Consider the following 24,031-nt stretch of genomic DNA (forward strand, 5'->3'; position numbering starts at 1 on the left):
ATTCCACCGGGGTCATCCTTTATGGTGCCGATGGAGATTTCAAGGCAGTGATAAACAACCTGGAAGATGCCAGATCAGCTTTACGGAGAACCAAGGCTTTTGGAGCGACATCAGTGAAAAGTTATAATCAACCGCGACGGGAACAACGCCAGCAGATAATGCAAGCCGCTAAAGAACTGGAGATGAACGTTGTACCTGAAGGTGGAAGTACATTTTTCCACAATATGAATATGATCGTAGACGGGCATACCGGGATCGAGCATAATATCCCTATAGCACCTGTCTATAAAGACATAAAAACCCTTTGGGGAAACAGCAACACCGGCTACACTCCAACCCTCATTGTGAATTACGGCGGTATTAACGGGGAGTATTATTTCTACGACAAAGATAATGTTTGGGAAAATGAGAGATTACTAAATTTCACTCCGAGACATATCGTGGATTCCCGATCAAGACATCGTGCCAAATTACCTGACGAGGAATACGAAAACGGTCCAATATTGGTTTCAGAAACGGCAAAAGAACTCACCGATATAGGCGTAAAAGTTAATCTTGGCGCTCACGGCCAACTTCAGGGACTTGGTGCTCATTGGGAGCTTTGGTTGCTTCAGATGGGTGGAATGACAAATATGGAAGCCCTTCAGGCAGCAACTATAAATGGTGCTGAATATATAGGAATGGGCAGCGAGATTGGCTCTCTGGAAGAAGGCAAACTGGCCGATTTGATCGTACTGGAAGAGAATCCACTGGAGAATATTCGCAATTCAGAATCGGTGATCTACACTATGATTAACGGTAGGTTGTATGATTCTGAAACTATGAATGAAATTGGCAACGAACCGGAAAAGCGCGAGAATTTTTACTGGGAAAATAACAAATACAACGAAGCCTTCCCATATCACGAAGGCACCCAAAGTTTTACAGCACCTGGTTGCACCTGCCAATAGTTAAATGGTAGACAGCGTATAGCTTGCAAGGCTAAAGAAGAAAAAAACTTACTATTTTTGGGGACAGGTATTTACCGACCAGGTTCAAGTCGGAAAAACTGGCTTTGACAAAATATTAAAAGTCCTGGTTCTAAACTTTTAGTTTTTGCCCCCTAAAAAACTATCTTTAATCTTGTTAAGGAACTAATAATTATGAGGAAAGTTAGATTCGGAAGGCTTTTTACCGGCAGAAAGATTGATGAGAGTATCGTCCGCGAACACCTTGCGCTGGAGCGGACGAAGCTCGCAAATGAACGCACACTCCTCTCATACACTCAGGCGGCCCTTTATTTTCTGTTGGGTGGTCTTGCGTTAATTCAGTTAAAGGAATATGAGGAGATGCATTACATCGGCTACCTGGCACTAATTTTCTCTGTGCTTTTTGTAACTGTGGGTATTTGGCGATTTATTGTACTGAGAAATAAAATGAAGGATCTATTGAAGGGAAAGATTGAGTCCTCAGCCGGAGAGGAGAATTCCCAGAAATAATTTCTAAAGGTTCCAAAATCGCAATCTAAAAAAACAGTCTACCCTACAACTTCAAAACTTAACAACGCCAATTGCAAACTTTCACGCATTACTTCCTTCACTTTATAGCCATTGGAGCAATTGCTTACTGGTACGATAAAAAGAACTGGAAGCGAAACTGGTTGATCCTGCTTGCCACAATGGCAGTGGATCTCGACCACGTTTTTGCGACACCGCTTTTTGATCCTATGCGCTGCGGAATTGGCTACCATCCCCTGCATTCAGAAATCCCGATTTTGGTATATTTCTTAGGATCCGTTTTTGTAAAACATAAAACCATCAGGTTAATATTTATCGGCCTTTTATTCCATATGATCACCGACTCCATTGACTGCCTCTGGATGTTCTCTAAATGTGAAGAGTGCTATGTGAATTCTGAAGTTTATAAGTGGTTTAATTGATATTGTAATAAGGGAAATTCAGCAATAAAAAAGCCCGGAAAACCGATTATTTAGAGTAATCATTCCCAGGCTTTTGTTTTAACCAACAATTTAAGGGTTTAAATTCTTGTTTTCTTCATCATTAAGCATTCTGGATTTTATGAGAAAACGGTAACCGGTTGGGATATCCAGGGAAAAACTGCCTCCCCTACCCTTTATAATATCTACAGTTAGATGGGTATGTTTCCAATATTCAAACTGGTCGTGGCTCATATAAAATTTAACACCACCAACTTCCCCCAATAAAATATCGTTTTCATCTATATAGAAATCTTCCTTTGGCAGTAACATTGGTGAAGACCCATCGCAACAGCCACCGCTTTGGTGAAAGATCACTTCGCCGTGCTTTTGCTTGAGTTCTTGCAGCAGTTTATCTGCTTCAGGAGTTATTTCTACTCGTTTAAATTCCATATTCTAAAAGAATCCCAGTTTATTCTTATCATAAGAAATCAACATATTTTTGCTTTGTCGGTAGTGATTTAGCATCATTAAGTGATTTTCTCTTCCGAATCCAGATTTCTTATAACCTCCAAATGGCGCGTGAGCCGGATAATCGTGATAGCAATTCACCCAAACCCTTCCGGCTTTAATTGCTCGCGGAATTTGATATAATTGGTGCGCATCCCGTGTCCAGACCCCGGCACCGAGTCCGTACATGGTATCATTTGCAATTTCAATAGCTTCGGCTTCATCTTTAAAGGTACAAACTGCCACCACGGGGCCAAAGATCTCTTCCTGGAAAACCCGCATTTTATTATGTCCTTTCAGAATAGTTGGCTGAATGTAAAATCCGTTTGCGAGATCACCATCAAGTTTTGCCGCATCACCACCGGCTAAAACCTCAGCTCCTTCATCTTTTCCTATTTTGATATATTCCAGAATTTTTTGGTGTTGATCGCTGGAAGCCTGTGCACCCATCATCGTAGATTCCTCAAATGGATTCCCCATTTTAATCGCTTTTGTGCGCTCAATTACTCTTTTGATGAATTCGTCATAAATATCTTCCTGGATTAAAATCCGTGATGGAGCGGTACACACTTCTCCCTGGTTAAATGCGAAAAGCACAGCACCTTCAATACATTTATCCAGAAAAGCATCGTCATGATCCATAATGCTATTAAAGAAAACATTGGGCGATTTCCCTCCTAACTCCATCGTAACAGGATGCAGGTTTTTTGAGGCGTATTGCATAATTAGCTGTCCCGTGGTAGTTTCTCCGGTAAAGGCAACCTTATCAACATTCGGGCTGGAAGCCAGGGGTTTTCCTGCTTCAGGACCAAATCCATGAACCACGTTAAATACTCCGGGAGGTAAGAGATCGGCTATTTTTTCGGCTAAAAATGTTGCTGAAGCCGGAGTTTGTTCCGCAGGCTTTAAAACTACACAGTTTCCGGAAGCCAAAGCCGGAGCAACTTTCCACGCCAACATTAATAAGGGAAAGTTCCACGGAATAATTTGCGCCACTACGCCAAGCGGCTCATTGATAATTAGGGAAAGTGTGTTTTCATTCAACTCTGTAGCCGAACCCTCTTCAGCCCTTATCGCTGAAGCAAAATACCTGAAATGATCTACCGCCAAAGGTACATCGGCATTCATTGTTTCCCGGATAGACTTCCCGTTATCGGCCGTCTCCATTTGAGCGAAGGTTTCCAGGTTTTCCTGGATAACATCGGCTATTTTATGTAAAATTGCCGCGCGCTCTGAAGCAGAAGTATTTCCCCATTCATGTTTGGCATTATTAGCGGCTTCAATAGCGGCCTTTACATCTTTTTCGTTAGACCGTGGGTATTTGGCTAAAAGCTTGTTATCTACGGGCGAATGATTTTCAAAATATTCTCCATCTATGGGATCCTGAAACTTCCCATTAATAAAATTGCCGTATTTCTCTTTAAATTTTGGTGCTGAATAGCTCATAGAAATATTTTTTAAAATTTACATCGGTAATATCCTTAATTTTATAATTAATTAATTGAACTTTTCTATAAATTAGTACTACATTACTATCAACTTAATACAATAATGAGAAGTTGAATGCCAATTTATCAAAATACAATCGCGGTTTAAAGCTAACTTCTACCATTGAAAACAGAACGATCTACAGTGCCGATTATGCTGAACTAAACGTTTTTGAAACCCAAAAAGTAGCAGAAAAGGTAAATCTTCAGTTTGGTTTTCCAATTATTGCGAGTATGCTTACCGGTAAAAAAATAATGCATCTCGAAGGAATGAAATCTTTTGAATTCTTTCCGGGTGAATCTGTTGTACTGCCTCCGGATAAAAAGATGTTGATTGACTTTCCGCTTGCAAATTCAAAAAATCCAACCCGCTGTCTCGCCCTGGGAATTGATCCCAATAAAGTAAAGGAAACCGTTCAGATTTTTAATGAAAATACCCGTATCGAATTTGAAAATGACAATCACAGTTTTGACGCAAGCGCCGTACATTTAGCGAATAACCATCAGGTGCAATTTGTCCTGGATCGTATTTTTAGTACTTTTATAGAAGACGGGAAAGCAAAAGATGCCCTGTTGGATCTTATGGTAAAAGAACTCATTATAAGGTTGCTTCAAACCAAAGCCAAAGTAATGCTAATAGATAATGAAACGCTTTTTGATAACAATAGGATGGCATTTATCGTGAAGTATATGCGGGAACATCTAACCGAAAATATCAATGTAGACAAACTTGCTGATAAAGCCTGTATGAGCACTTCTAATTTCTACCGAAGTTTTAAAAATACGCTAGGTGAAACCCCCATAGATTATTTAAACGGCGAGCGTATTAAATTTGCCAAAAAGCTAATTCAGAAAACAGCCTGGAAAATTTCTGATATAGCCTATAAAAGTGGCTTTAACAATACAAGTTACTTTAACCGGCAATTTAAACGCTTTGAGAAAATCACCCCGAATCAATATAGAAAGCTGGTAAATGACAATCTTACCTGATATTCTACTCCCTTTTTATTGGAATTTTTCAGGGCGGTTTTTTACGACTCAGGCACCATCCCTCCTTCAAAAAACCTAAACCCTCATGACAAAAAAGGTTTCATCTGAAAATACTTATCGAAGAATCCATTCTTTAATCCCATGAAATTCAGAGAAATAAGGAAGTTCGCACTGCAGGCAGTTCAATTTTATAATTAAATTGACAAAACGGAAATTCTGGGGTAGTTTAAATCTTTTATCTTTACAGCTTCGATTACCAAATCTAACCAGCGAGTAAAATTTTAACTTATGCATGTAGCTATTGCAGGAAATATAGGGGCCGGAAAAACCACCCTCACAAAACTATTGGCAAAACATTATAATTGGGAAGCTCATTATGAAGATGTTCTGGAAAATCCCTATCTGGAAGATTTCTATAATAAAATGGAACGCTGGTCTTTTAACTTGCAGATTTACTTTTTAAACAGCAGATTCAGACAAATTCTTCAGATTAGGGAAAGTGGTAAAAAAATTATTCAGGATCGCACCATTTATGAAGATGCTCATATTTTCGCGCCCAACCTGCACGCTATGGGCCTTATGACTAACCGTGATTTCGAGAATTACAAGTCGCTATTTGACCTAATGGAAAGTGTAGTCCAGGGGCCCGATCTTTTAATCTATCTGCGCAGCAGCATTCCTAACCTGGTTAATCAAATACACAAACGCGGCCGCGATTATGAAAATTCAATTTCTATTGATTATTTAAGTCGGCTGAATGAGCGCTACGAGGCCTGGGTGCATGATTATAACAAAGGAAACCTCCTTATAATTGATGTAGATAATATTAACTTTGTTGACCAACAGGAAGATCTTGGAAATATAATTAACCGAATCGACGGTGAATTACATGGTTTATTCTAAATACTGAATTTATGGAATCTACTAAATTAAAAAGACCTAAACACAAGGGCTCCCCGAAGCTTTTTGATAATCCCATTCTGGAGAAATTAACCCATACCCACATTTCGCTTCCCCTGATAATTTTTGGAGTGATCGCTGCGGTATTATTATATTACGGAATAGTGGAAAAAGGCTTTGAAGCGCCGGTTATGATCTTGCTTTTTGTAGCGGGCTTGTTCTTTTTCACCCTGGTGGAATATTTGATGCACAGGTATCTATATCATATTCCTGCAACCACTCCCCGAAAACAGAAAATCTCATATACTATGCACGGGGTACACCACGACTACCCAAAAGATAAATCCCGATTGGCAATGCCTCCCGTACTTAGTTTGATAATCGCCACGGTACTATTTATTATTTACCGGGCTGTGCTTGGAGATTATGTTTTTGGATTCCTGGCCGGATTTTTAATCGGTTACGCCGGATATCTTGCAGTTCATTATTCTGTGCATGCTTTTAAAGTGCCCGGCAACTTTTTAAAGGTCTTATGGCACCATCACAGCATTCATCATTACCGGGAACCTGACAGGGCTTTTGGGGTTTCTTCTCCTCTATGGGACCACATCTTTGGAACCATGCCCAGAAAGACTTCTAAGGCTCAACGAACAGCCGTTGGAGCTAGTATTGACGACTAATTTATTAATCCCGCAAAAATGCGGGATTTTTTATTTTATAAAACCATTCTTCAGGGCATGCTCTACAGCCTGTTCAGAAGATTCTACCATCAAAACCGGAGTGGTTTCAAAATTATCTATTATACTTTTTACCCGCTGCATTTGTTTCTTGTGTTTTACGCTTCTCAGGTAGATGGCAAGGATCCTGTTTGGATATTGAGCAGCAATTTCGGTATAGATCGAGGCATCGTGCTCTCCACTATCGCCAATGAGAACAAAATTCAGATCGGGATAGGTTTTAAGAATATTTGCGGCTTCTTTTTGTTTATGTGGCTTTTCGGGTTTGAGACCACGATCAAAGGGGGTTCTGAAATTACGAAGTAAAATAGGCCCTTTTGGGAACTGGTTATAATCAAGGAATAATTTAAGGTATTCGTAAAGGTTCCAGGGACTGTTGCTCAAATAAAACATAGGATTCTTATTCTTTCCTGAAACTCCTAAGTGCAGTTTTTTATAGAATTCGGGAGCGCCTTTCAGCGGAATCCTCTGGTAAGCATTGGTTAACAAAGAGTTTTTCAGCAAGCGCCACTTTAAAAAAGAAGTTACTCCCGTGTGTAAAATAGTGTCATCTATGTCGCTTATCACCCCAAATTCAGCTTCTGGATCGGGTATCAGAAATTGACCTGTAAAGGGCTCTTCCAGCAACTCAGTTTTTTTCCCCAGCGGGCCACGATAGAATAATTGATAATCCACCCAACCTTCTTCATCAGCATGTTCCGCGAGATTCTGATCCAGAACATCATCAAATAAAAAGTATCCTTCGGCATCTGTTTTGGTAGTTGCTATAATTTTATCAGGTAGAACTAACTCGACCTCGGCATCCGGAATCTCGAAAGTATCAAATTGCTTCCAGGTATTTCGAAGGGTTTTAAATAAAGAGGGGTCTTTTGCGATCTTAAGCTTATCGTTATCCAGTACCCTGCCCAGTATATAAAGATGTGAATGCGTACCATAACTGCGGTAGGGCGTAATTAGGATCCTGTCTAACATTTTATACCTGCCGGCGAGTTTCCTGATGCGTTTCTTCATTAATTTTTTGGCTTTAATCCAAGATATAAATTCTAAAGAAGCCCTTAACCGGCTTTAATTAAATTTTAGGAGTTATCGAGCCGTGCAATGGCCTTTTCCATAATTATTCCCTTCCCAAGAACTTTCTTAAAACTGTCCTTTTTTTCCTTAATGCGATCCGGCATAGTTTCAATAGTGAAATCCAGAACTTTAAGACCTTTTTTTACTTCCTTCCATTCCAGGGGTGCTGAAACAGGTGCGCCGGGTTTTGGCCTCACACAAAACGGGGCCGCCAGGGTTTGCCCTCGCCTGTTTTGAAGATAATCCAGATAGATCTTACCTTTCCTGGCCTTCACGGCTCGCTCCATACTGGTAAGCTTCGGAAGTTTTTCGTGAATATAATAACAGATGAGTTTTGTGAAATCCCGTGCCTGATCATAATCGTACTTTGCACCGAGAGGAATATAAATATGAAGTCCACTGGAACCCGAAGTTTTACAATACCCATCGATCTTTGCAAGATCAAGAACCTCTTTTGCCGCCTGGGCAACCTCAATAACCTCCTCAAAAGTATTCTTATCTGAAGGATCTATATCTATAACCGTATAATCGGGATGGTCCAGGTCATCCTTGCGGGAGTTCCAGGGATTGATCTCAATACACCCCAGATTGGCCATATAAAGCAAAGTCGCCTCATTCTGACATAATAAATATTCTATCTCCTTCTCTGCAGATTCTGAATGTATATTTATACGCTCTATCCAATCAGGCATTTGACCTTCGGTGTCTTTCTGATAAAATCCCGGCTTGGTTATTCCGTTAGGGTGCCGGTGCAGGTTTTCGGGTCTGTCTTTTAGATAAGGCAAAATTTGTTCTGAAACTTTTATATAATAATCTATCAGATCATATTTTCTGAAGCCTGCATCAGGCCAATAGATCTTTTCCAAACTTGTGAAATCCACCGAAATTCCGCCCACATCTAGGGAGGCACCCTTTTTTCCCGATTTTCCTTTTCCTTTTGGAACAGCGGTCTGCTTTTCCCGGGTGATCTCTTCAGGTTCCTTATCTGCTCTGAGTCCTTTAAAAACAGGATGCCTTAAAAATCCGTTTTTGGTCATTTCTGAATATTTTACCTCACAGATCAATTCGGGTTTCATCCAGGTAGGCTTGCGGCCTTTAAGATTTATTTTCTTCGGAAACGGGCTTGCCTTCGCTTCGTATTTTTTAAACTTTTCAAGTAGCTCTTTCTGTTCCTCATTACTGAAGCCACTCCCGCAATTTCCGATATAACTCAGTTCTCCATCTCTGAAAGTTCCCAGGATCAACGACCCGAAAACAGCTCCTTCGGAGTCGGTATACCCACAAATAATAGCTTCGCGGGTTTGCACGGCTTTTATCTTCAGCCAGCTTTCACTGCGATAGCCCGGGGAATATGTGGAATCGGCTTTTTTGGCTATCACGCCTTCCAGTCCGGAATCAATTGCTTTTTTGTAAAATGCATTTCCCATCCCCTGAATGTGGTCGCAATAAACTACAGCCTCAAGATCTTCCAATACCTCCGGGAGAAGGCTTTTTCGCTCCAGCAATGGTAAATCCAGCATAGAATGACCATTTAGATAAAGCATATCAAAAACGTAATATCTCAATTCTCCCTTAGTCTTGCTATTGTAATTTTGCAGAGCCTGAAAATCGGGCACTCCATCTTCATCCAGGATAACCACTTCTCCGTCCAGGATGGTGTCATTTTCTATATGTTCCAGGTCCTTCCTAAGCTTCGGAAATTTTTTATTAAAGGAAACTCCATTACGGGAATATAAGTTTACCTCGCCCTCCTGAATATTAGTGACTACCCGATAACCATCCCATTTTATTTCATAGATCCAATCAGGATTATTGAATATCTTTTTAGTTGCAGTAGCTAACATGGGTTTCAAAAAATCATCAGGATCTATTTTTCGGACTTTACCCGGTTTCTTATTGGTTTCTGAAGCATCTTTCTCTGCGAAAACTTCCGCGTCATAATCCAGGTCGGTAGAATAGTCGTCTTTTTTCTTTATCAATAGCCATTGATCTTCTCCCCGACTCGTTTTTACAAGCGCAAATTCCCCCCTGATTTTTTGTCCTTTGAATTTGATCTTTAAATTACCGGATTCCAGTTGTTCCGGTAAATTGTCTTCAGTCCCATCAGCAGACTGAAAAGTTCCCCTATCCCAAATTTTCATCACTCCGGCTCCGTAGTTCCCTTTGGGGATAGTACCTTCAAAATCGAGATATTTTACGGGATGGTCTTCAGTATGAATGGCAAGTCGCTTATCCTTGGGATTCATGGAAGGTCCCTTGGGCACAGCCCAGCTTTTGAGCACGCCTTCCATCTCCAGCCTCAGGTCATAATGCAACCTGGAAGCCTGATGTCTTTGGATCACAAATCTACCACGGTTCTCATCGCTGTAATCGGCTCCGGGCTCCGGGGTATCCTTAAAATTCCGTTTCTTTATGTAATCTTCAAGACCCATTACCTAGGAAGCTTTTTTCTTCTTCTTTTCAAGGCTTGCTTTAAGCTGAGCCATAAGGTCTTTTGCCGGCGTAGGCTTGCTTTCAAATTCTTCAGCTTTAAGCTTTTTCCCTGTGCTCTTGGACTCTATGATCTTCATCAATTGGTTGTTATAAACATCCTTGAATTTATCCAGTTTAAATTTTGTGCTATGCTGCTCTATAAGGGAAATAGCCATATCCACCTCTTTTTTCGTTACCTTGGTTTTAGGGAGCTTAAGGTCTCCTGTATCCCTGATCTCATCAGCAAACCTGATGACATGCAGGACCAGAGCCTTATCATAAACCCCTACAAGAGCTAAATGTTCTTTTTGCCTCATTACAAATGTCGCTACACCCAGTTTCTTGGTTTTTTTAAGTGCATCTCTCAGCAAATTATAAGATTTTCCGCCTTCTTTCTGCGGTTCCAGGAAATAAGGCTTTTTATAAAGAACTTCAGCCACCTCATCTTCCCCCACAAATTCCTCAATATCTATGGTCTTACTCTTTTTCAGGTTAGCGTTCTCAAAATCTTCTTTCTCCAGCACCACATAGGTATCATCTTTCTTAAATCCCTTCACAATATCCTTCCATTCAACCTCTTTTCCCGTTTCTTCGTTCACCCTTTTATACCTGATTCGTGCATTATCATGCTTGTCCAGCATATCCAATTCCAGACGCCGATCTTCCGATCCCGAATAAAGTTTTACAGGAATAGATACCAGTCCAAAACTTATTGAACCATTCCAAATTGACCTCATAATTAAGTGTTTAGTAACTTAAAATTAAGGGATTTATCGCCGGTCCTTAGTTGTAGCTATGTTAAAAGTCATTCTGCAGAATTCAAAACCAAGTTTAATAGAACTTCAACAAAGCTTTACCACACATTTAACTCGAAACAAGCTCCCCGGATCTTATATTTATTACTTTATTAACCATAAATAAAATAAATCATGAAAAAATTAGAAGACCTATTTGAACACCAGATCCAGGACCTTTACAGTGCCGAAAGCCAGCTAATTGAAGCTTTGCCTAAAATGGCCAAAGCAGCAAATAACGATAAACTAAAAAAAGCTTTTGAAAATCATTTGGAAGAAACCAAAGAACATAAAAAGCGATTAGAGGAAGTCAGCAAAGAGCTTGGTTTCAAACCAAACGGCGAAGAATGTAAAGCCATGAAAGGTTTAATTAAAGAAGCTGAAAGTTTCCTGAAAGAGGATGCCGAAAAAGATGTGCGGGATGCTGGCATAATAGCTGAATCGCAGCGAGTAGAACATTACGAGATCTCCGGTTACGGGACAGTCGTTCGTTATGCCAAGGAACTTGGACATGAGGAAGCAGCCAGAAAATTACAAAAAACCCTGGATGAAGAATATAAGGCTGATGAAAATTTGAATAAAATGGCCGAAAGCCGAATCAATAAAGAAGCGAAATAAGGTTCGAATTAACCGAAAAAGCCCGTTTAAAGATAGACTTTAAACGGGCTTTTTTAATAAAAGTTTTTAAAACTTTTCTGAACTTATTTTATAATAACTTCAAAAACAGCTTCTGTTTGGGAAACCTCTCCTACCTGCGGAGTTTCTTCGGGTGCATTAGGAATTTCCTCTTCGGTGTGTCCTCCCAGGATTGGAGCCATTACCAGTCCTATCAAACAGGTAAGCTTAATAAGAATGTTCATAGAAGGGCCTGAAGTATCTTTAAACGGATCACCTACCGTATCACCGGTAACTGCAGCTTTATGTGCTTCAGAGCCTTTATAGGTCATCTCACCATTGATCATTACTCCCGCTTCAAAAGATTTCTTAGCGTTATCCCAGGCGCCACCGGCATTGTTCTGGAAAATAGCCCAAAGCACACCACTTACGGTAACTCCGGCCATATAGCCTCCAAGCATTTCAGCAATAAGAAGATTATCATAACCAAACAACATTGGTAAAACTACAATCGCAATAGGGAAACCAATGGTTAAAACCCCGGGCAGCAACATTTCCTTTAGAGCTGCCTCCGTAGAAATCGCTACACATTTGTCATATTCAGGTTTTCCTGTGCCTTCCATTATTCCCGGAATCTCCTTGAACTGGCGGCGTACTTCTTCTACCATTTTCATCGCAGCTTTGCCAACCGATTTCATCGCTAAGGCTGAAAAGACCACAGGCACCATTCCTCCAATAAAAAGCATTGCAAGGACCGGAGCTTTAAAGATGTTTATCCCGTCAATTCCGGTAAAGGTTACATAAGCCGCAAAAAGGGCAAGGGATGTAAGCGCCGCAGAAGCAATCGCAAAACCTTTTCCGGTAGCAGCGGTTGTATTTCCTACAGAATCAAGAATATCGGTGCGCTCACGTACTTCAGGTGGAAGTTCGCTCATCTCAGCAATTCCTCCTGCGTTATCTGCAATAGGTCCAAAAGCATCAATAGCTAACTGCATTGCCGTGGTAGCCATCATCGCTGAGGCAGCAAGTGCAACTCCGTAAAATCCTGCAAACGCGTAAGACGCCCAGATAGCGAAAGCGAATAACAATACTGAAAGGAAAGTAGAAATCATGCCGGTAGCAAGTCCGGCGATGATGTTTGTTCCGGCTCCTGTGCTTGAATTCTGTACAATAGAAAGTACAGGTTTCTTACCAAGACCGGTATAATATTCGGTTACTGCTGAAATCACTCCTCCAACAACAATCCCTACAAGAGAAGCATAAAATACCCTGATAGCGTCTATGCTTTTATATTCAAAACCTTCAGCACCTCCAACAAAGAAGCCCATAGTTAAGGTATCTGTTGGTAACATCCAGATAACTAAGAAATAGGTAGCTACAGCAACCAAAATAATAGACACCCAGTTCCCAATATTTAATGCTTTTTGCACTTCAGCCTCCTTCGCACTGTTGCTGGTGATCTTCACCAACATAGTACCAACAATAGACATGATAATACCAACCCCGGCGATAGCCATAGGCAATAAGATAGGACCAATTCCTCCAAATCCGGAATCAACAATATTTCCGCCCATATCTTCAATGATATAATTTCCGAGTACCATAGCTGCAAGAACTGTAGCTACATAACTTCCGAAGAGATCGGCACCCATTCCGGCAACATCCCCCACATTATCACCTACGTTATCGGCAATGGTTGCCGGGTTACGCGGATCGTCCTCGGGAATTCCGGCTTCAACTTTTCCAACCAGGTCGGCACCAACATCGGCTGCTTTGGTATAGATTCCTCCGCCTACACGAGCAAAAAGAGCAATAGATTCAGCACCTAAAGAGAATCCTGCCAGGGTTTCCAATACGATGGTCATTTGATTGGTATCAGTCCATTCGCCACCCATAAAATAATGGAAGAAAATAATAAAGAAAGTCGTTAAACCAAGTACCGCAAGTCCTGCGACACCCAGTCCCATAACTGTTCCGCCGCCAAAAGATACTTTGAGGGCTTTAGGCAAACTCGTTCTCGCTGCCTGAGTTGTGCGAACATTGGTTTTGGTGGCAATCTTCATCCCCATATTTCCGGCAAGGGCAGAAAAAAAGGCCCCGAAGATAAAGGCCACTATAATTAGATAATGTGTGGTGGGTACCACATATGCAACCGCCGCCAAAGCAATACTGGCACCAACTACAAATATGCTTAGTAATTTATATTCTGCGTTTAAAAAAGCGAGGGCTCCCTCATAGATATGCGATGAAATTTCTTTCATCTTGCCGTCCCCGGCATCCTGTTTCAAAACCCAGGATCTTTTAATGCCCATATAAATGAGCCCTATTATTGCCAATATTGCAGGCATATAAATCATCATTGATTCCATATTAATTTGTTAAGTTTTAGTTAATACGGCTAAAGTAGTAAATTGAGTATAATTAAAAAAGCAATAACTTTTTAAGGCTATTGCTTTTTAATATTCAATGATGATGGTCAGTTTTTGCTATATTCCGAAGCGGTCTTTATCTCCATCATATTCCTCGAAACGCTTAATGCATTGTTTGATGATTTCACGTGCTTCCCCGGCATCTCCCCATCCATCTACATCTACTTTTTTCTTTTCAAGATCTTTATAAACCTTGAAGAAATGCTCGATCTCCATAATAAGATGGCCATTTAAATCTTTTAGATCGTTCATCCTGTTCCAGATAGGATCTGAAACCGGTACGCATATTATTTTTTCATCCGGACCCTTTTCATCGGCCATATGAAAAACACCAATTGGTTTCACCTCCATCACTATTCCGGGAAATGTGGGTTCTGCAACCAGCACCAAAACATCCAGGGGATCATCATCTAAGGCAAGGGTATTGGGTATGAAACCATAATCAGCAGGATACATCATAGAAGAAAAGATCATCCTGTCGTATCGAACGCGTTTCATTTTAAAATCGTACTCATATTTGTTTCGGCTCCCTTTCGGGATCTCTATCATTACATCAAAAGTCTCAGACATTTTTACTTTTATTTTCTTATTTAAGGGCGGCAAATATAGGTAATTTTCAACTTAATTGCTCCCAATTAAAACTGAAAACCTATGAACGCGGTGAATACAAATCTTTCAAAATAGAAATAATTAATTCCCAATTGGTTTTTCAACAAAAAAGCTTCACCATAATATGATGAAGCCTTCTATAATAAAGAATTTCTTCTTCTTAGTCTTTATACATTACCTTTTTAACCGCTTTTATCACATCGTCGCTGTTAGGCAACCATTCTTTTAAAAGTACCGGGGAATAAGGAGCCGGAGTGTCGGCTGTATTGATCTTTACGATAGGTGCATCAAGGAAATCAAAAGCTTTTTCCTGAACCTGGTAAGTGATCTCGGTTGCTATATTACCAAATGGCCAGGACTCTTCCAGAATTACCAAACGATTGGTTTTCTTAACCGATTCGAGAATGGTATCGTGATCCATTGGACGTATTGTTCTTAGATCGATAATTTCACAGGAAATATCTTCTTTTTCAAGCTCATCAGCAGCTTTGTAGGCCTCTTTGATGATCTTTCCGAAAGAAACGATAGTAACATCATTTCCTTCGCGTTTGATTTCTGCTTTTCCAATCTCAATGACGTATTCCTCTTCAGGCACCTCTCCTTTATCACCGTACATCTGCTCACTTTCCATAAAAATAACCGGATCGTCATCTCTAATGGCAGCCTTTAGCAATCCTTTTGCATCATACGGATTTGAAGGTACAATCACCTTTAAACCCGGAGTATTGGCAAACCAGCTTTCGAAAGCCTGAGAGTGCGTTGCTCCTAATTGCCCTGCTGAACCTGTTGGCCCGCGAAAAACAATAGGAACATTGAACTGCCCACCGCTCATCTGGCGCATTTTGGCTGCATTATTTATGATCTGGTCTATACCTACCAGGGAGAAATTGAAAGTCATGAATTCAACAATAGGCCTGTTGCCGTTCATGGCCGAACCTACCGCTATCCCGGAAAAACCAAGTTCAGCGATTGGAGTATCTATTACGCGTTCAGGACCAAACTCATCCAACATACCTTTAGAAGCCTTATAAGCTCCGTTATATTCGGCAACTTCCTCCCCCATCAGGTAAACGCTCTCATCTCTGCGCATTTCTTCGCTCATCGCTTCGGCAACTGCTTCCCTAAATTGAATTGTCTTCATTATATTGTATCGTATTAATTGTAAAACTTAGCGGAAACAAAAATAGTAATTAGCTAATGTTTATACCATATTAAGTCCACAAATTTTTGGGTCCTCTTGATTTCAGGCTTTTCCCATCTACTCTTCAAATACAAAATGACAACAAAAACATCTCTTTGAATCGAAAAATACAGTTATTACCTTAATTTATTAACGAATGTTTATAATTCTGAAAACAAATCAACCTCAAATTTGTTATGCGCGCATAGCTTTTTTTGATTTTATTTATGTAACTTCGTAAACGAAAACGTTTTAATTTAAACATCTTTTTATATGAAAATATTAGTATGTATCAGCCACGTACCTGATACTACCTCAAAAATCAATTTTACCGACGGGGATTCGAAGTTCGATACCGCCGGAGTACAGTTTGTGATAAACCCTAACGATGAGTTTGGTTTAACCCGTGCCATGTGGTTTAAAGAAAAACAAGGTGCTACCGTAGATGTCGTGAATGTTGGAGGCGCAGAAACCGAACCAACCTTGAGAAAAGCCCTTGCTATTGGAGCTGATACCGCTATACGAGTGGATGCCACTCCTACCGATGGCTTTTTTGTTGCCAAACAATTGGCTAAAGTTGCCAAAGAAGGAAATTACGACTTGATTATCGCAGGCCGCGAATCTATAGATTATAATGGAGGAATGGTTCCTGGAATGCTGGCTGGATTATTAGATGCGAATTTTGTAAATACTTGTATTAAGCTGGAAGTTGAAGGTGATACCGCCACTGCCATCCGTGAAATAGACGGTGGGAAGGAAACCCTAACCGCAAAACTTCCACTGGTTATTGGAGGACAAAAAGGTCTGGTTGAAGAAAAAGACCTGAAGATCCCCAATATGCGTGGAATTATGCAAGCGCGTAAAAAACCGCTTAATGTGGTTCAGGCCGAAGATGCTTCAGCTCAAACCGAAACCAGGAAATTCGAAAAACCTGCTCCAAAAGGAGAGGTGAAACTTGTAGATCCTGATAATCTTGATGAGCTTATCGATCTGCTTCACAACGAGGCTAAAGCGATTTAAAGATATCAACAAGTGCACTCATATTTTTAAACCTGTGAGGCAATTATAATAAATAAGATTTCTGCTCCCGATGACCATCAGGACGGAAATGACTAAAAAATAAAAATATATGTCAGTTTTAGTATATACAGAATCCGAAGAAGGAAAATTCAAAAAGGCTGCTTTAGAGGTGGCCTCTTATGCCCGGGAAGTGGCCTCTAAGAATGGTGGTAGTGTAACCGCTGTAACCTTTAATGCCGAAGATACTTCTGAACTGGGCCAATACGGTGTTGATAAAGTATTAAACATCAAAAATGATAAACTAAGTAAGTTTAACGCTGAAGCTTACGCAGATGCCCTGAAACAAGCCGCTGAAAAAGAAGGCAGCAAAGTTGTTGTAATCAGCCAAAGTGCTAACAGTAAATATATAGCTCCATTATTGGCAATTCAGCTTAATGCAGGCTACGCTCCAAACGTAGTTGCACTCCCCGAAAGCACCGACCCTTTTACCGTAAAAAGAAGCGTGTTCACCAATAAAGCTTTCAATCTGCTTCAGATCAATACCGATGTTAAGATCGTAGGAGTGTCTCAAAATGCTTTCGGATTAAAAGAAAATCAGGCTGATGCCACTGTTGAGGAATTCAGCCCGAATCTATCAGAAGAAGATTTCAGTGTAAATGTAGAATCTGTTGACAAAGCGACCGATAAGGTTACTATCGCCGATGCCGAAATTATCGTTTCCGGTGGACGCGGATTGAAAGGTCCTGAAAACTGGGGAATGATAGAAGAAATGGCTGAAATACTTGGAGCAGCAACTGCTTGTTCTAAACCGGTTAGCGACATGGGTTGGAGACCTCACAGCGAACACGTAGGCCAAACCGGTAAGCCGGTGGCCTCTAATTTATATATTGCTATTGGAATTTCCGGAGCTATCCAGCACCTTGCCGGAGTGAATTCTGCAAAAACCAAAGTGGTCATCAACAACGATCCCGAAGCTCCTTTCTTTAAGGCAGCAGACTACGGTGTAGTTGGTGATGCTTTTGAAATAGTGCCAAAGCTAAACGAAAAATTGAAGGAATTTAAAGAGAAAAACGCATAATTTTCATAACTTGTGCCCCTTAAAAGGGCTGTCTAAATCTGGTGCAAAGTCCTTATTTAGTCAGCCTTTTTTAATTTTTGGAATATGAGTTTAGTGCGCCTTAATATAAAAGGAATCTCTTATAGTCAAACCCAGAATGGGGCATATGCCTTAATTCTAAGCGAAGTAGATGGGGAACGAAAACTCCCAATCGTCATTGGCGCTTTTGAGGCCCAGTCTATCGCAATCGCGTTGGAAAAGGAAATAAAACCTCCCCGCCCCCTCACCCACGATCTTTTCAAAAATTTTTCCGACAGGTTTGATATAACCGTCAAGCAGGTGATCATTCATAAATTGGTTGATGGCGTATTCTATTCAAGTCTTATCTGTGAACGTGATAAAATAGAAGAAATAATTGATGCCCGAACCAGTGATGCCATTGCTCTGGCTCTAAGATTTGATGCCCCGATATTCACTTATAAGAATATTCTGGAGAAAGCAGGTATCTATCTCAAAGGAGATGAAAGCAGCACCAAAAAGGAACAAAAGCAGGAAGAGATAATTTCTGAAGAGGTACTTCCCGACGACATAAGTATGAAATCAGATTCCACCGACTATAAAAAGCTATCCCTGGACGAATTAAAATCCCTCCTTTCGCAAGCCGTAAATAACGAAGATTACGAAAAAGCAGCCCGAATAAGAGACGAAATCTCCAAAAGAAAATAACTCCCCCATTTTTATGAACAAGACCTGGTTTTGTCTGTTTTTGATGATCTTCGGAATAAGTACAGCCTTTTCCCAAAGCATTTCAAAAACCTGGCAACTGCAATCTGAAGTTGATGCCACCCAACAATCGCTGTTTTCCCAGAATACCCTATTTGATTTAGATGAAGGCCGGTTTGAGATAAGCGACAAGACTTCAGAAGAAAAGCTTGTAGAAGGAGATTATATCTACCAGAACAATTTGCTGATTATTTTCGCTAACAAACCGAAAGACAGCATAATAAATTACCGAATTACTTCGCTTACAGACACCTCGATGGTGCTCTCCGATAGTCAAACTGATTTTGTTTTTACTGAAACCCTAAAAAGCACCGCAGAGGTTATCCCTCCCGAAGCGGCCAAAGAAATCGTCCCGAACCAGGGAATAAGCCTGGAAAGTGTTATTCGTGGCGCCATTGGAATGCTGGCCTTGTTAGTAATAGCGTTTTTATTTAGCGCCAGAAGAAAGGCTATCAAATGGAAAACTGTAGGGATGGGACTTGCTGCCCAACTACTACTAGCTTTTGGGGTTTTACAGGTTCCCTTTATTCAAAGCATTTTTGAATTTGTAGGAAATATTTTCGTGCTCATCCTTGATTTTACAGCTGCAGGGAGTGAATTCCTGCTCGGCGGAATGATGGATGTTGATAGTTTCGGTTTTATCTTCCTTTTTCAGGTTTTGCCAACCATTATTTTCTTTTCCGCCCTGACTTCGGTGCTGTTTTACCTTGGGGTAATACAGATTGTAGTGAAGGGGTTGGCCTGGGTGCTTACAAAACTTATGGGTATCTCTGGAGCAGAAAGTCTGAGTGTTGCCGGAAACATTTTCCTGGGACAAACCGAAGCTCCTTTGATGATAAAAGCTTACCTGGAGCGCATGACCCGCTCTGAAATTTTGCTGGTAATGGTTGGTGGAATGGCCACAGTAGCCGGAGGTGTGCTCGCCGCTTACATAGGTTTTCTTGGAGGTGATGACCCCGTCTTAAGACTTCAGTTTGCCAAACACCTGCTCGCTGCATCGGTGATGGCCGCGCCGGGAGCTATAGTGGTTTCAAAAATTCTATATCCGCAGCTGGAACCCATAAATGAAAATGTAGAGGTTTCTTCAGACAAAATAGGCTCCAATATTCTGGATGCCATTGCCAACGGAACCACCGAGGGCCTAAAACTCGCAGCGAATGTAGGTGCTATGCTACTGGTTTTTATCGCCTTTATAGCAATGATAAATTATGTGCTAAACTATACCGGAAATCTAACCGGACTGAACGCAATTTTAGCAGAAAATACTCCTTACAGAGGCTTTTCTCTGGAATCCATCTTAGGGATAATATTCGCCCCGCTTATGTGGATTATTGGAGTAGCAAAAGAAGATATGATGCTAATGGGTCAGTTGCTCGGAATTAAACTTGCCGCAAGTGAATTTGTGGGTTATGTACAACTCGCAGAACTAAAAAACCCGGCGAATGCCCTTAGCCTTACCTACGAGAAATCGGTGATCATGGCTACTTATATGCTTTGTGGTTTCGCTAATTTCGCTTCTATCGGAATCCAGATTGGAGGGATTGGTTCTTTAGCTCCGGGACAGCGAAAAACCCTTTCAGAATTTGGAATGAAAGCCTTGATTGGTGGAACTCTGGCTTCCCTGCTTTCAGCAACTATCGCGGGAATGATCTTAGGTTAACAACCTGGGGATAAATTAGTGCCGAAGAAAAGCTGAAAATAAATGTGGTTTGCTATTTTAGCTGAAGTATTCTTTTCACTTCAGAAACAGCAACATGAAACAATATCACGATCTCCTGAATCATATCCTGGAAAACGGCACCGACAAAGGCGACCGCACAGGAACCGGCACCCGAAGCGTCTTTGGTCATCAACTACGCTTTGACCTTAGCGAAGGTTTTCCGATGGTAACCACCAAAAAACTTCACCTCAAATCAATTATATACGAACTGCTTTGGTTCTTAAAAGGTGACACCAATGTGAAATACCTACAGGAAAACGGAGTGCGCATCTGGAATGAATGGGCCGACGAGAATGGTGATCTTGGTCCGGTCTACGGCCATCAATGGAGAAACTGGAACAGTGAAGACATAGACCAGATAAAAGAGATCGTTGAGACCCTGAAGAAAAACCCGAATAGTCGCAGAATGTTGGTTTCAGCCTGGAACCCTTCGGTTATGCCTGACACTTCAAAATCTTTTTCAGAAAATGTAGCCAATGGCAAGGCTGCCCTTCCTCCCTGCCACGCCTTCTTTCAGTTTTATGTGGCCGATGGAAAATTATCGCTCCAGCTCTACCAACGCAGCGCCGATGTCTTTCTGGGAGTACCCTTTAACATCGCTTCCTATGCCTTGTTTACTCTAATGATGGCACAGGTTTGCGGGTATGAGCCGGGAGATTTCATCCATACTTTTGGCGATGTTCATATCTACCAGAACCACATGGAACAGGTGAAATTGCAGCTTAGCAGAGACCCTCGCCCGCTCCCACAAATGAAACTCAATAAGAAAGTCACCGATATTTTTGGATTTGATTACGAAGATTTTATCTTAGAAAATTATAATCCGCATCCGGGAATTAAAGCCCCGGTAGCAGTTTAATGTTTAATTAAAATTATACCTACAATGAGAAGTTTATTTGTTATCGCTTTATTTTTTGCAACCGGTTTTGGCTTTGCCCAGGATACCTCAGTAGAAGGTAATAAGGTAACTTCAAAACAAACAGCCCCTGTATGGCCGGGATGTGAAGAAGAAGCAGACAAAAAGGCCTGTTTTAATGAGAAATTAATGGCTCACGTAAAAGAAAACTATGAATATCCCAAGAATGATGAAGGGGAATATTTACGTGGAAAGGTTACCATTAAAATGGAGGTTAACGAAGAAGGAAATGTAGTGGTGAAATCTGTTGATGGTGCAGAGCCAAAAGTGAATGCCGCTGCAACTAAAATGATTGAAAAAATGCCTAAAATGCAACCTGGAAGCAGAGATGGCAAACCATCAGCTGTTAGCTACACCATACCCCTTACTCTATAAAAAAACTGCACAAGATATATTGCAATTTTATTTCTGATGCCTTGTGTTCTTCAGCAAAATTGAAAGAACAAGGCATCAGTTACAATTGTACCTCCCATTCCTCTTAAACTGTGGATCTTGATCCTGAAATAACATCACTTTAACTTGCCATTAACTCCTGATTATTCCCATCTTATTTAAAATTCATTAAATTTGAGAAGTAGCCTAAAGCTTTTTTTCAATTTTATGCAATCTCAACAGGAATTAATCACCTTTTTTAACGAAACCCGGGCCAGGTCAGAACTGATATGTTCCTTTTTGGAAACCGAAGATTATGTGGTACAACCCCTCGAATATGTTTCGCCACCAAAGTGGCATCTGGGTCACACTACCTGGTTCTTTGAGGAATTCGTACTCATACCACATAAATCCGGTTATAAACTATTCGATGAGAACTCGGCTTTTGTCTTTAATTCCTATTACGAAAGCGTGGGGGAAAAGGTGATTCGCACCAACCGCGGAAACCTGTCCAGACCAACAGTTGCCTGGGTTTATGATTACCGCACCTATGTTTCAAAAGCCCTGCAGGAGTTCCTGAAATCTGAAGAGCTTTCCGAAGAGAAGCTGGAACTCATAGAAATTGGCTGTCATCACGAAAAACAACACCAGGAACTGCTGTACACCGATATAAAATACATCCTGGGAAACAATCCGCTTTTTCCTAAATACAACGATCAATTCAAAGAAAATCAAATTCAGGACTTTAAAGCGGAGTGGATCAAATTATCTGAAGGACTGTACGAAATAGGCCATAAGTCCGACCATTTTTGTTATGACAACGAATTAGGTCAACATAAGGTATTTTTGGATGATTTCGTGATCTCCAGCAAACTCGTTACCAATGCCGAATATCTGGAATTTATGGAATCCGGTGGCTATGAGGATGTTTTGCTTTGGCACGCCGAAGCCTGGGATTGGATAAACACAAACAATATCATTGCTCCTTTATACTGGCATAAAATAGAAGGTGAATGGCATAGTTACGGCTTAAACGGGTTACACCCTGTAATCCTTGAAGCCCCTGTAACTCATATCTCCTATTATGAGGCCTTTGCCTATGCCCAGTGGAGAGGCCTGCGTCTTCCCACAGAATTCGAATGGGAAGCGGCAAACGAATATTTTAAATGGGGAAGCCGCTGGGAATGGACCGAAAGTGCTTATTCACCATATCCCGGTTATACAAAAGCTCCGGGCGCTCTTGGCGAATACAACGGAAAGTTTATGGTTAACCAAAAGGTATTAAGAGGCAGTTCGGTAGCCACTTCCAAAAATCACACCCGCCCCACCTATCGAAACTTTTTCCATCCACATCTAAGGTGGCAATTTACCGGCTTAAGATTAGCAAAATAACCACGTAAGAAAATATGAAATCCATACCAACCACCGGCTTTAAGACCGCATTTGAAGAAGATGTTTACAAAGGTCTTACCAGCCATCCAAAATATTTGCTCTCCAAGTATATCTATGACGAAAAAGGCGACAAGCTTTTTCAGCAGATAATGGATATGCCCGAGTATTACCTAACCAATTGCGAACTGGGCATTCTTCAGGAATATACCGCCCCCATAGCCGATTCTTTTAATGCGGATGGCGGTTTCGACCTTATCGAACTCGGTGCGGGCGACGGGAAGAAAACAAAAGTACTTTTGAAGCATTTAAATGAGCAAAATTACGGGTTCACTTATCTCCCTATAGATATCAGCGAGCACGTTTTGAAGGAGTTGGAGGCTTCTGTAAGGGAAAATATGCCCGGAATAGATATTAGACCACAGCAGGGAACTTATTTCAAGACACTGGAAAACCTGGCCGATTTCAGCAAGCGGAAAAAAGTTATTCTGGTACTGGGCTCCAATATCGGCAACCTGTTGCACGAAAATGCGATTGAGTTTCTTCGGAATATTCAGGAGGCGATGGCGCCTGAAGATATGTTATTTATGGGGTTCGATCAGAAGAAAAATCCGCAGAAGATCCTCGATGCCTATAACGATCCGCACGGGATTACCGAGGCCTTCAATAAAAACCTTCTGGTCAGAATTAATTATGAATTAGGCGGGAATTTCAATCCGGATACCTTTAAACACTGGGAAACTTACGACCCCGAAACCGGAACGGCAAAAAGTTTCCTTGTAAGCAAGGTGGATCAGGAAGTTTTCATTGAAGCCTTTAATTTGAAAGTCCATTTTGATGCCTGGGAAAGCATCCATACCGAAATTTCTCAGAAATATGACGAAAAAGTTGTGCAATGGCTGGCCGGGGAAGCTGGTTTAAAGATCGAGACCCGCTTTGCAGATTCCGAGGATTGTTATCGAAACTATATTTTCAGAAAAATATAAACTTAGCTCGCATACTTTTTAAGTTGTTTTACGAGAAAATCAATTTCCTTTTCGGTATTGAAATAGTGAAAGCTAATCC

23 protein-coding genes are annotated in these 24,031 nt (G+C 41.0%); 15 read left to right on the forward strand and 8 right to left on the reverse strand.

The genetic code is table 11. From position 1 onward, the window contains the following. The 3 genes from ACESK1_RS07380 to ACESK1_RS07390 all read left to right on the forward strand — a co-directional run. Window positions 1-950, forward strand: a 950-nt coding sequence (locus ACESK1_RS07380; RefSeq protein ID WP_372919464.1) for an amidohydrolase family protein, incomplete at its 5' end; no start/stop codon positions are given. 192 nt (window positions 951-1,142) lie between these two features. Next, a complete protein-coding gene (locus ACESK1_RS07385; RefSeq protein ID WP_372919466.1) occupies window positions 1,143-1,478 on the forward strand; it encodes a DUF202 domain-containing protein in 336 nt (111 codons plus the stop codon). A gap of 71 nt (window positions 1,479-1,549) precedes the next feature. Beyond that, window positions 1,550-1,918 (forward strand): DUF6122 family protein, encoded by a 369-nt coding sequence (locus ACESK1_RS07390; RefSeq protein WP_372919468.1) that lies wholly within the window; start codon window positions 1,550-1,552, stop codon window positions 1,916-1,918. 90 nt (window positions 1,919-2,008) lie between these two features. On the opposite strand, the gene ACESK1_RS07395 is transcribed toward ACESK1_RS07390, so the two are convergent. Further along, a complete protein-coding gene (locus ACESK1_RS07395; RefSeq protein WP_372919470.1) occupies window positions 2,009-2,368 on the reverse strand; it encodes a DUF779 domain-containing protein in 360 nt (119 codons plus the stop codon). A 3-nt stretch (window positions 2,369-2,371) separates the two neighbouring features. After that, window positions 2,372-3,871, reverse strand: a complete 1,500-nt coding sequence (locus ACESK1_RS07400) for an aldehyde dehydrogenase family protein (protein ID WP_372919472.1) — start codon at window positions 3,869-3,871, stop codon at window positions 2,372-2,374. A 113-nt stretch (window positions 3,872-3,984) separates the two neighbouring features. Between ACESK1_RS07400 and ACESK1_RS07405 the strand changes: the two genes are divergently transcribed. From ACESK1_RS07405 to ACESK1_RS07415, 3 genes are all read left to right on the forward strand, one after another. Then, complete coding sequence (locus ACESK1_RS07405; protein ID WP_372919474.1) at window positions 3,985-4,902, forward strand: AraC family transcriptional regulator; 918 nt, start codon at window positions 3,985-3,987, stop codon at window positions 4,900-4,902. A 288-nt stretch (window positions 4,903-5,190) separates the two neighbouring features. Beyond that, window positions 5,191-5,805 carry a deoxynucleoside kinase gene (locus tag ACESK1_RS07410; protein WP_372919476.1) on the forward strand — a complete coding sequence of 205 codons (615 nt, stop codon included), beginning with the start codon at window positions 5,191-5,193 and terminating at the stop codon, window positions 5,803-5,805. Between the two features lie 11 nt (window positions 5,806-5,816). Next, window positions 5,817-6,482 (forward strand): sterol desaturase family protein, encoded by a 666-nt coding sequence (locus tag ACESK1_RS07415; protein ID WP_372919478.1) that lies wholly within the window; start codon window positions 5,817-5,819, stop codon window positions 6,480-6,482. A gap of 30 nt (window positions 6,483-6,512) precedes the next feature. Here the strand turns inward: ACESK1_RS07415 and ACESK1_RS07420 are convergent, their stop codons facing one another. The 3 genes from ACESK1_RS07420 to ACESK1_RS07430 all read right to left on the reverse strand — a co-directional run bounded on the left by ACESK1_RS07420 (window position 6,513) and on the right by ACESK1_RS07430 (window position 10,819). Beyond that, on the reverse strand, window positions 6,513-7,550 hold the full coding sequence (locus ACESK1_RS07420) for an App1 family protein (RefSeq protein ID WP_372919480.1): 1,038 nt from the start codon (window positions 7,548-7,550) through the stop codon (window positions 6,513-6,515). Window positions 7,551-7,615: 65 nt separating this feature from the next. Continuing rightward, window positions 7,616-10,042 (reverse strand): DNA ligase D, encoded by a 2,427-nt coding sequence (ligD, locus tag ACESK1_RS07425; protein ID WP_372919482.1) that lies wholly within the window; start codon window positions 10,040-10,042, stop codon window positions 7,616-7,618. A gap of 3 nt (window positions 10,043-10,045) precedes the next feature. Continuing rightward, complete coding sequence (locus ACESK1_RS07430) at window positions 10,046-10,819, reverse strand: Ku protein (RefSeq protein WP_372919484.1); 774 nt, start codon at window positions 10,817-10,819, stop codon at window positions 10,046-10,048. Between the two features lie 192 nt (window positions 10,820-11,011). Here ACESK1_RS07430 and ACESK1_RS07435 point away from each other — a divergent pair, with 192 nt between their 5' ends. Further along, window positions 11,012-11,494 (forward strand): ferritin-like domain-containing protein, encoded by a 483-nt coding sequence (locus ACESK1_RS07435; RefSeq protein ID WP_372919487.1) that lies wholly within the window; start codon window positions 11,012-11,014, stop codon window positions 11,492-11,494. An 83-nt stretch (window positions 11,495-11,577) separates the two neighbouring features. Here ACESK1_RS07435 and ACESK1_RS07440 read toward each other — a convergent pair whose 3' ends face one another. From ACESK1_RS07440 to ACESK1_RS07450, 3 genes are all read right to left on the reverse strand, one after another. Beyond that, window positions 11,578-13,860 (reverse strand): sodium-translocating pyrophosphatase, encoded by a 2,283-nt coding sequence (locus tag ACESK1_RS07440; protein ID WP_372919489.1) that lies wholly within the window; start codon window positions 13,858-13,860, stop codon window positions 11,578-11,580. 117 nt (window positions 13,861-13,977) lie between these two features. Further along, entirely contained in the window at window positions 13,978-14,490 is a 513-nt protein-coding gene (locus ACESK1_RS07445) for an inorganic diphosphatase (protein ID WP_372919491.1), read from the reverse strand. A 199-nt stretch (window positions 14,491-14,689) separates the two neighbouring features. Continuing rightward, window positions 14,690-15,670 carry a pyruvate dehydrogenase complex E1 component subunit beta gene (locus ACESK1_RS07450; protein WP_372919493.1) on the reverse strand — a complete coding sequence of 327 codons (981 nt, stop codon included), beginning with the start codon at window positions 15,668-15,670 and terminating at the stop codon, window positions 14,690-14,692. 312 nt (window positions 15,671-15,982) lie between these two features. On the opposite strand from ACESK1_RS07450, the gene ACESK1_RS07455 reads away from it, so the two are divergent. The 8 genes from ACESK1_RS07455 (at window position 15,983) to ACESK1_RS07490 (ending at window position 23,952) form a co-directional block, all read left to right on the forward strand. After that, window positions 15,983-16,729: an electron transfer flavoprotein beta subunit/FixA family protein gene (locus ACESK1_RS07455; protein WP_372919495.1), complete on the forward strand. Its 747-nt coding sequence runs from the start codon at window positions 15,983-15,985 to the stop codon at window positions 16,727-16,729. A 109-nt stretch (window positions 16,730-16,838) separates the two neighbouring features. Next, the gene (locus ACESK1_RS07460) at window positions 16,839-17,807 is read left to right on the forward strand and encodes an electron transfer flavoprotein subunit alpha/FixB family protein (protein ID WP_372919497.1); all 969 of its coding nucleotides are present in this window, start codon (window positions 16,839-16,841) and stop codon (window positions 17,805-17,807) included. A gap of 84 nt (window positions 17,808-17,891) precedes the next feature. Next, window positions 17,892-18,512, forward strand: coding sequence for a bifunctional nuclease domain-containing protein (locus ACESK1_RS07465; RefSeq protein WP_372919499.1), 621 nt, complete (start codon window positions 17,892-17,894; stop codon window positions 18,510-18,512). Between the two features lie 13 nt (window positions 18,513-18,525). Beyond that, window positions 18,526-20,229: a NupC/NupG family nucleoside CNT transporter gene (locus ACESK1_RS07470; protein ID WP_372919501.1), complete on the forward strand. Its 1,704-nt coding sequence runs from the start codon at window positions 18,526-18,528 to the stop codon at window positions 20,227-20,229. Window positions 20,230-20,323: 94 nt separating this feature from the next. After that, the gene (locus tag ACESK1_RS07475; RefSeq protein WP_372919503.1) at window positions 20,324-21,148 is read left to right on the forward strand and encodes a thymidylate synthase; all 825 of its coding nucleotides are present in this window, start codon (window positions 20,324-20,326) and stop codon (window positions 21,146-21,148) included. A gap of 24 nt (window positions 21,149-21,172) precedes the next feature. Next, window positions 21,173-21,580, forward strand: a complete 408-nt coding sequence (locus ACESK1_RS07480; protein WP_372919505.1) for an energy transducer TonB — start codon at window positions 21,173-21,175, stop codon at window positions 21,578-21,580. A gap of 225 nt (window positions 21,581-21,805) precedes the next feature. Next, the gene (egtB, locus tag ACESK1_RS07485; protein ID WP_372919507.1) at window positions 21,806-22,969 is read left to right on the forward strand and encodes an ergothioneine biosynthesis protein EgtB; all 1,164 of its coding nucleotides are present in this window, start codon (window positions 21,806-21,808) and stop codon (window positions 22,967-22,969) included. A gap of 14 nt (window positions 22,970-22,983) precedes the next feature. After that, on the forward strand, window positions 22,984-23,952 hold the full coding sequence (locus tag ACESK1_RS07490; protein ID WP_372919509.1) for an L-histidine N(alpha)-methyltransferase: 969 nt from the start codon (window positions 22,984-22,986) through the stop codon (window positions 23,950-23,952). Window positions 23,953-24,031 lie beyond the last annotated feature (79 nt).

The organism is Salegentibacter sp., from assembly GCF_041642575.1.
In the GTDB taxonomy this organism is placed as follows: domain Bacteria; phylum Bacteroidota; class Bacteroidia; order Flavobacteriales; family Flavobacteriaceae; genus Salegentibacter.

Bases quoted from the DNA above. Each gene is read 5' to 3' on its own strand.
- ACESK1_RS07385 (WP_372919466.1), top strand. From the start codon at position 1,143: ATGAGGAAAGTTAGATTCGGAAGGCTTTTTACCGGCAGAAAGATTGAT.
- ACESK1_RS07395 (WP_372919470.1), bottom strand. From the start codon at position 2,368: ATGGAATTTAAACGAGTAGAAATAACTCCTGAAGCAGATAAACTGCTG.
- ACESK1_RS07400 (WP_372919472.1), bottom strand. From the start codon at position 3,871: ATGAGCTATTCAGCACCAAAATTTAAAGAGAAATACGGCAATTTTATT.
- ACESK1_RS07410 (WP_372919476.1), top strand. From the start codon at position 5,191: ATGCATGTAGCTATTGCAGGAAATATAGGGGCCGGAAAAACCACCCTC.
- ACESK1_RS07415 (WP_372919478.1), top strand. From the start codon at position 5,817: ATGGAATCTACTAAATTAAAAAGACCTAAACACAAGGGCTCCCCGAAG.
- ACESK1_RS07420 (WP_372919480.1), bottom strand. From the start codon at position 7,550: ATGAAGAAACGCATCAGGAAACTCGCCGGCAGGTATAAAATGTTAGAC.
- ligD (WP_372919482.1), bottom strand. From the start codon at position 10,042: ATGGGTCTTGAAGATTACATAAAGAAACGGAATTTTAAGGATACCCCG.
- ACESK1_RS07430 (WP_372919484.1), bottom strand. From the start codon at position 10,819: ATGAGGTCAATTTGGAATGGTTCAATAAGTTTTGGACTGGTATCTATT.
- ACESK1_RS07435 (WP_372919487.1), top strand. From the start codon at position 11,012: ATGAAAAAATTAGAAGACCTATTTGAACACCAGATCCAGGACCTTTAC.
- ACESK1_RS07440 (WP_372919489.1), bottom strand. From the start codon at position 13,860: ATGGAATCAATGATGATTTATATGCCTGCAATATTGGCAATAATAGGG.
- ACESK1_RS07445 (WP_372919491.1), bottom strand. From the start codon at position 14,490: ATGTCTGAGACTTTTGATGTAATGATAGAGATCCCGAAAGGGAGCCGA.
- ACESK1_RS07450 (WP_372919493.1), bottom strand. From the start codon at position 15,670: ATGAAGACAATTCAATTTAGGGAAGCAGTTGCCGAAGCGATGAGCGAA.
- ACESK1_RS07455 (WP_372919495.1), top strand. From the start codon at position 15,983: ATGAAAATATTAGTATGTATCAGCCACGTACCTGATACTACCTCAAAA.
- ACESK1_RS07460 (WP_372919497.1), top strand. From the start codon at position 16,839: ATGTCAGTTTTAGTATATACAGAATCCGAAGAAGGAAAATTCAAAAAG.
- ACESK1_RS07465 (WP_372919499.1), top strand. From the start codon at position 17,892: ATGAGTTTAGTGCGCCTTAATATAAAAGGAATCTCTTATAGTCAAACC.
- ACESK1_RS07470 (WP_372919501.1), top strand. From the start codon at position 18,526: ATGAACAAGACCTGGTTTTGTCTGTTTTTGATGATCTTCGGAATAAGT.
- ACESK1_RS07475 (WP_372919503.1), top strand. From the start codon at position 20,324: ATGAAACAATATCACGATCTCCTGAATCATATCCTGGAAAACGGCACC.
- ACESK1_RS07480 (WP_372919505.1), top strand. From the start codon at position 21,173: ATGAGAAGTTTATTTGTTATCGCTTTATTTTTTGCAACCGGTTTTGGC.
- egtB (WP_372919507.1), top strand. From the start codon at position 21,806: ATGCAATCTCAACAGGAATTAATCACCTTTTTTAACGAAACCCGGGCC.
- ACESK1_RS07490 (WP_372919509.1), top strand. From the start codon at position 22,984: ATGAAATCCATACCAACCACCGGCTTTAAGACCGCATTTGAAGAAGAT.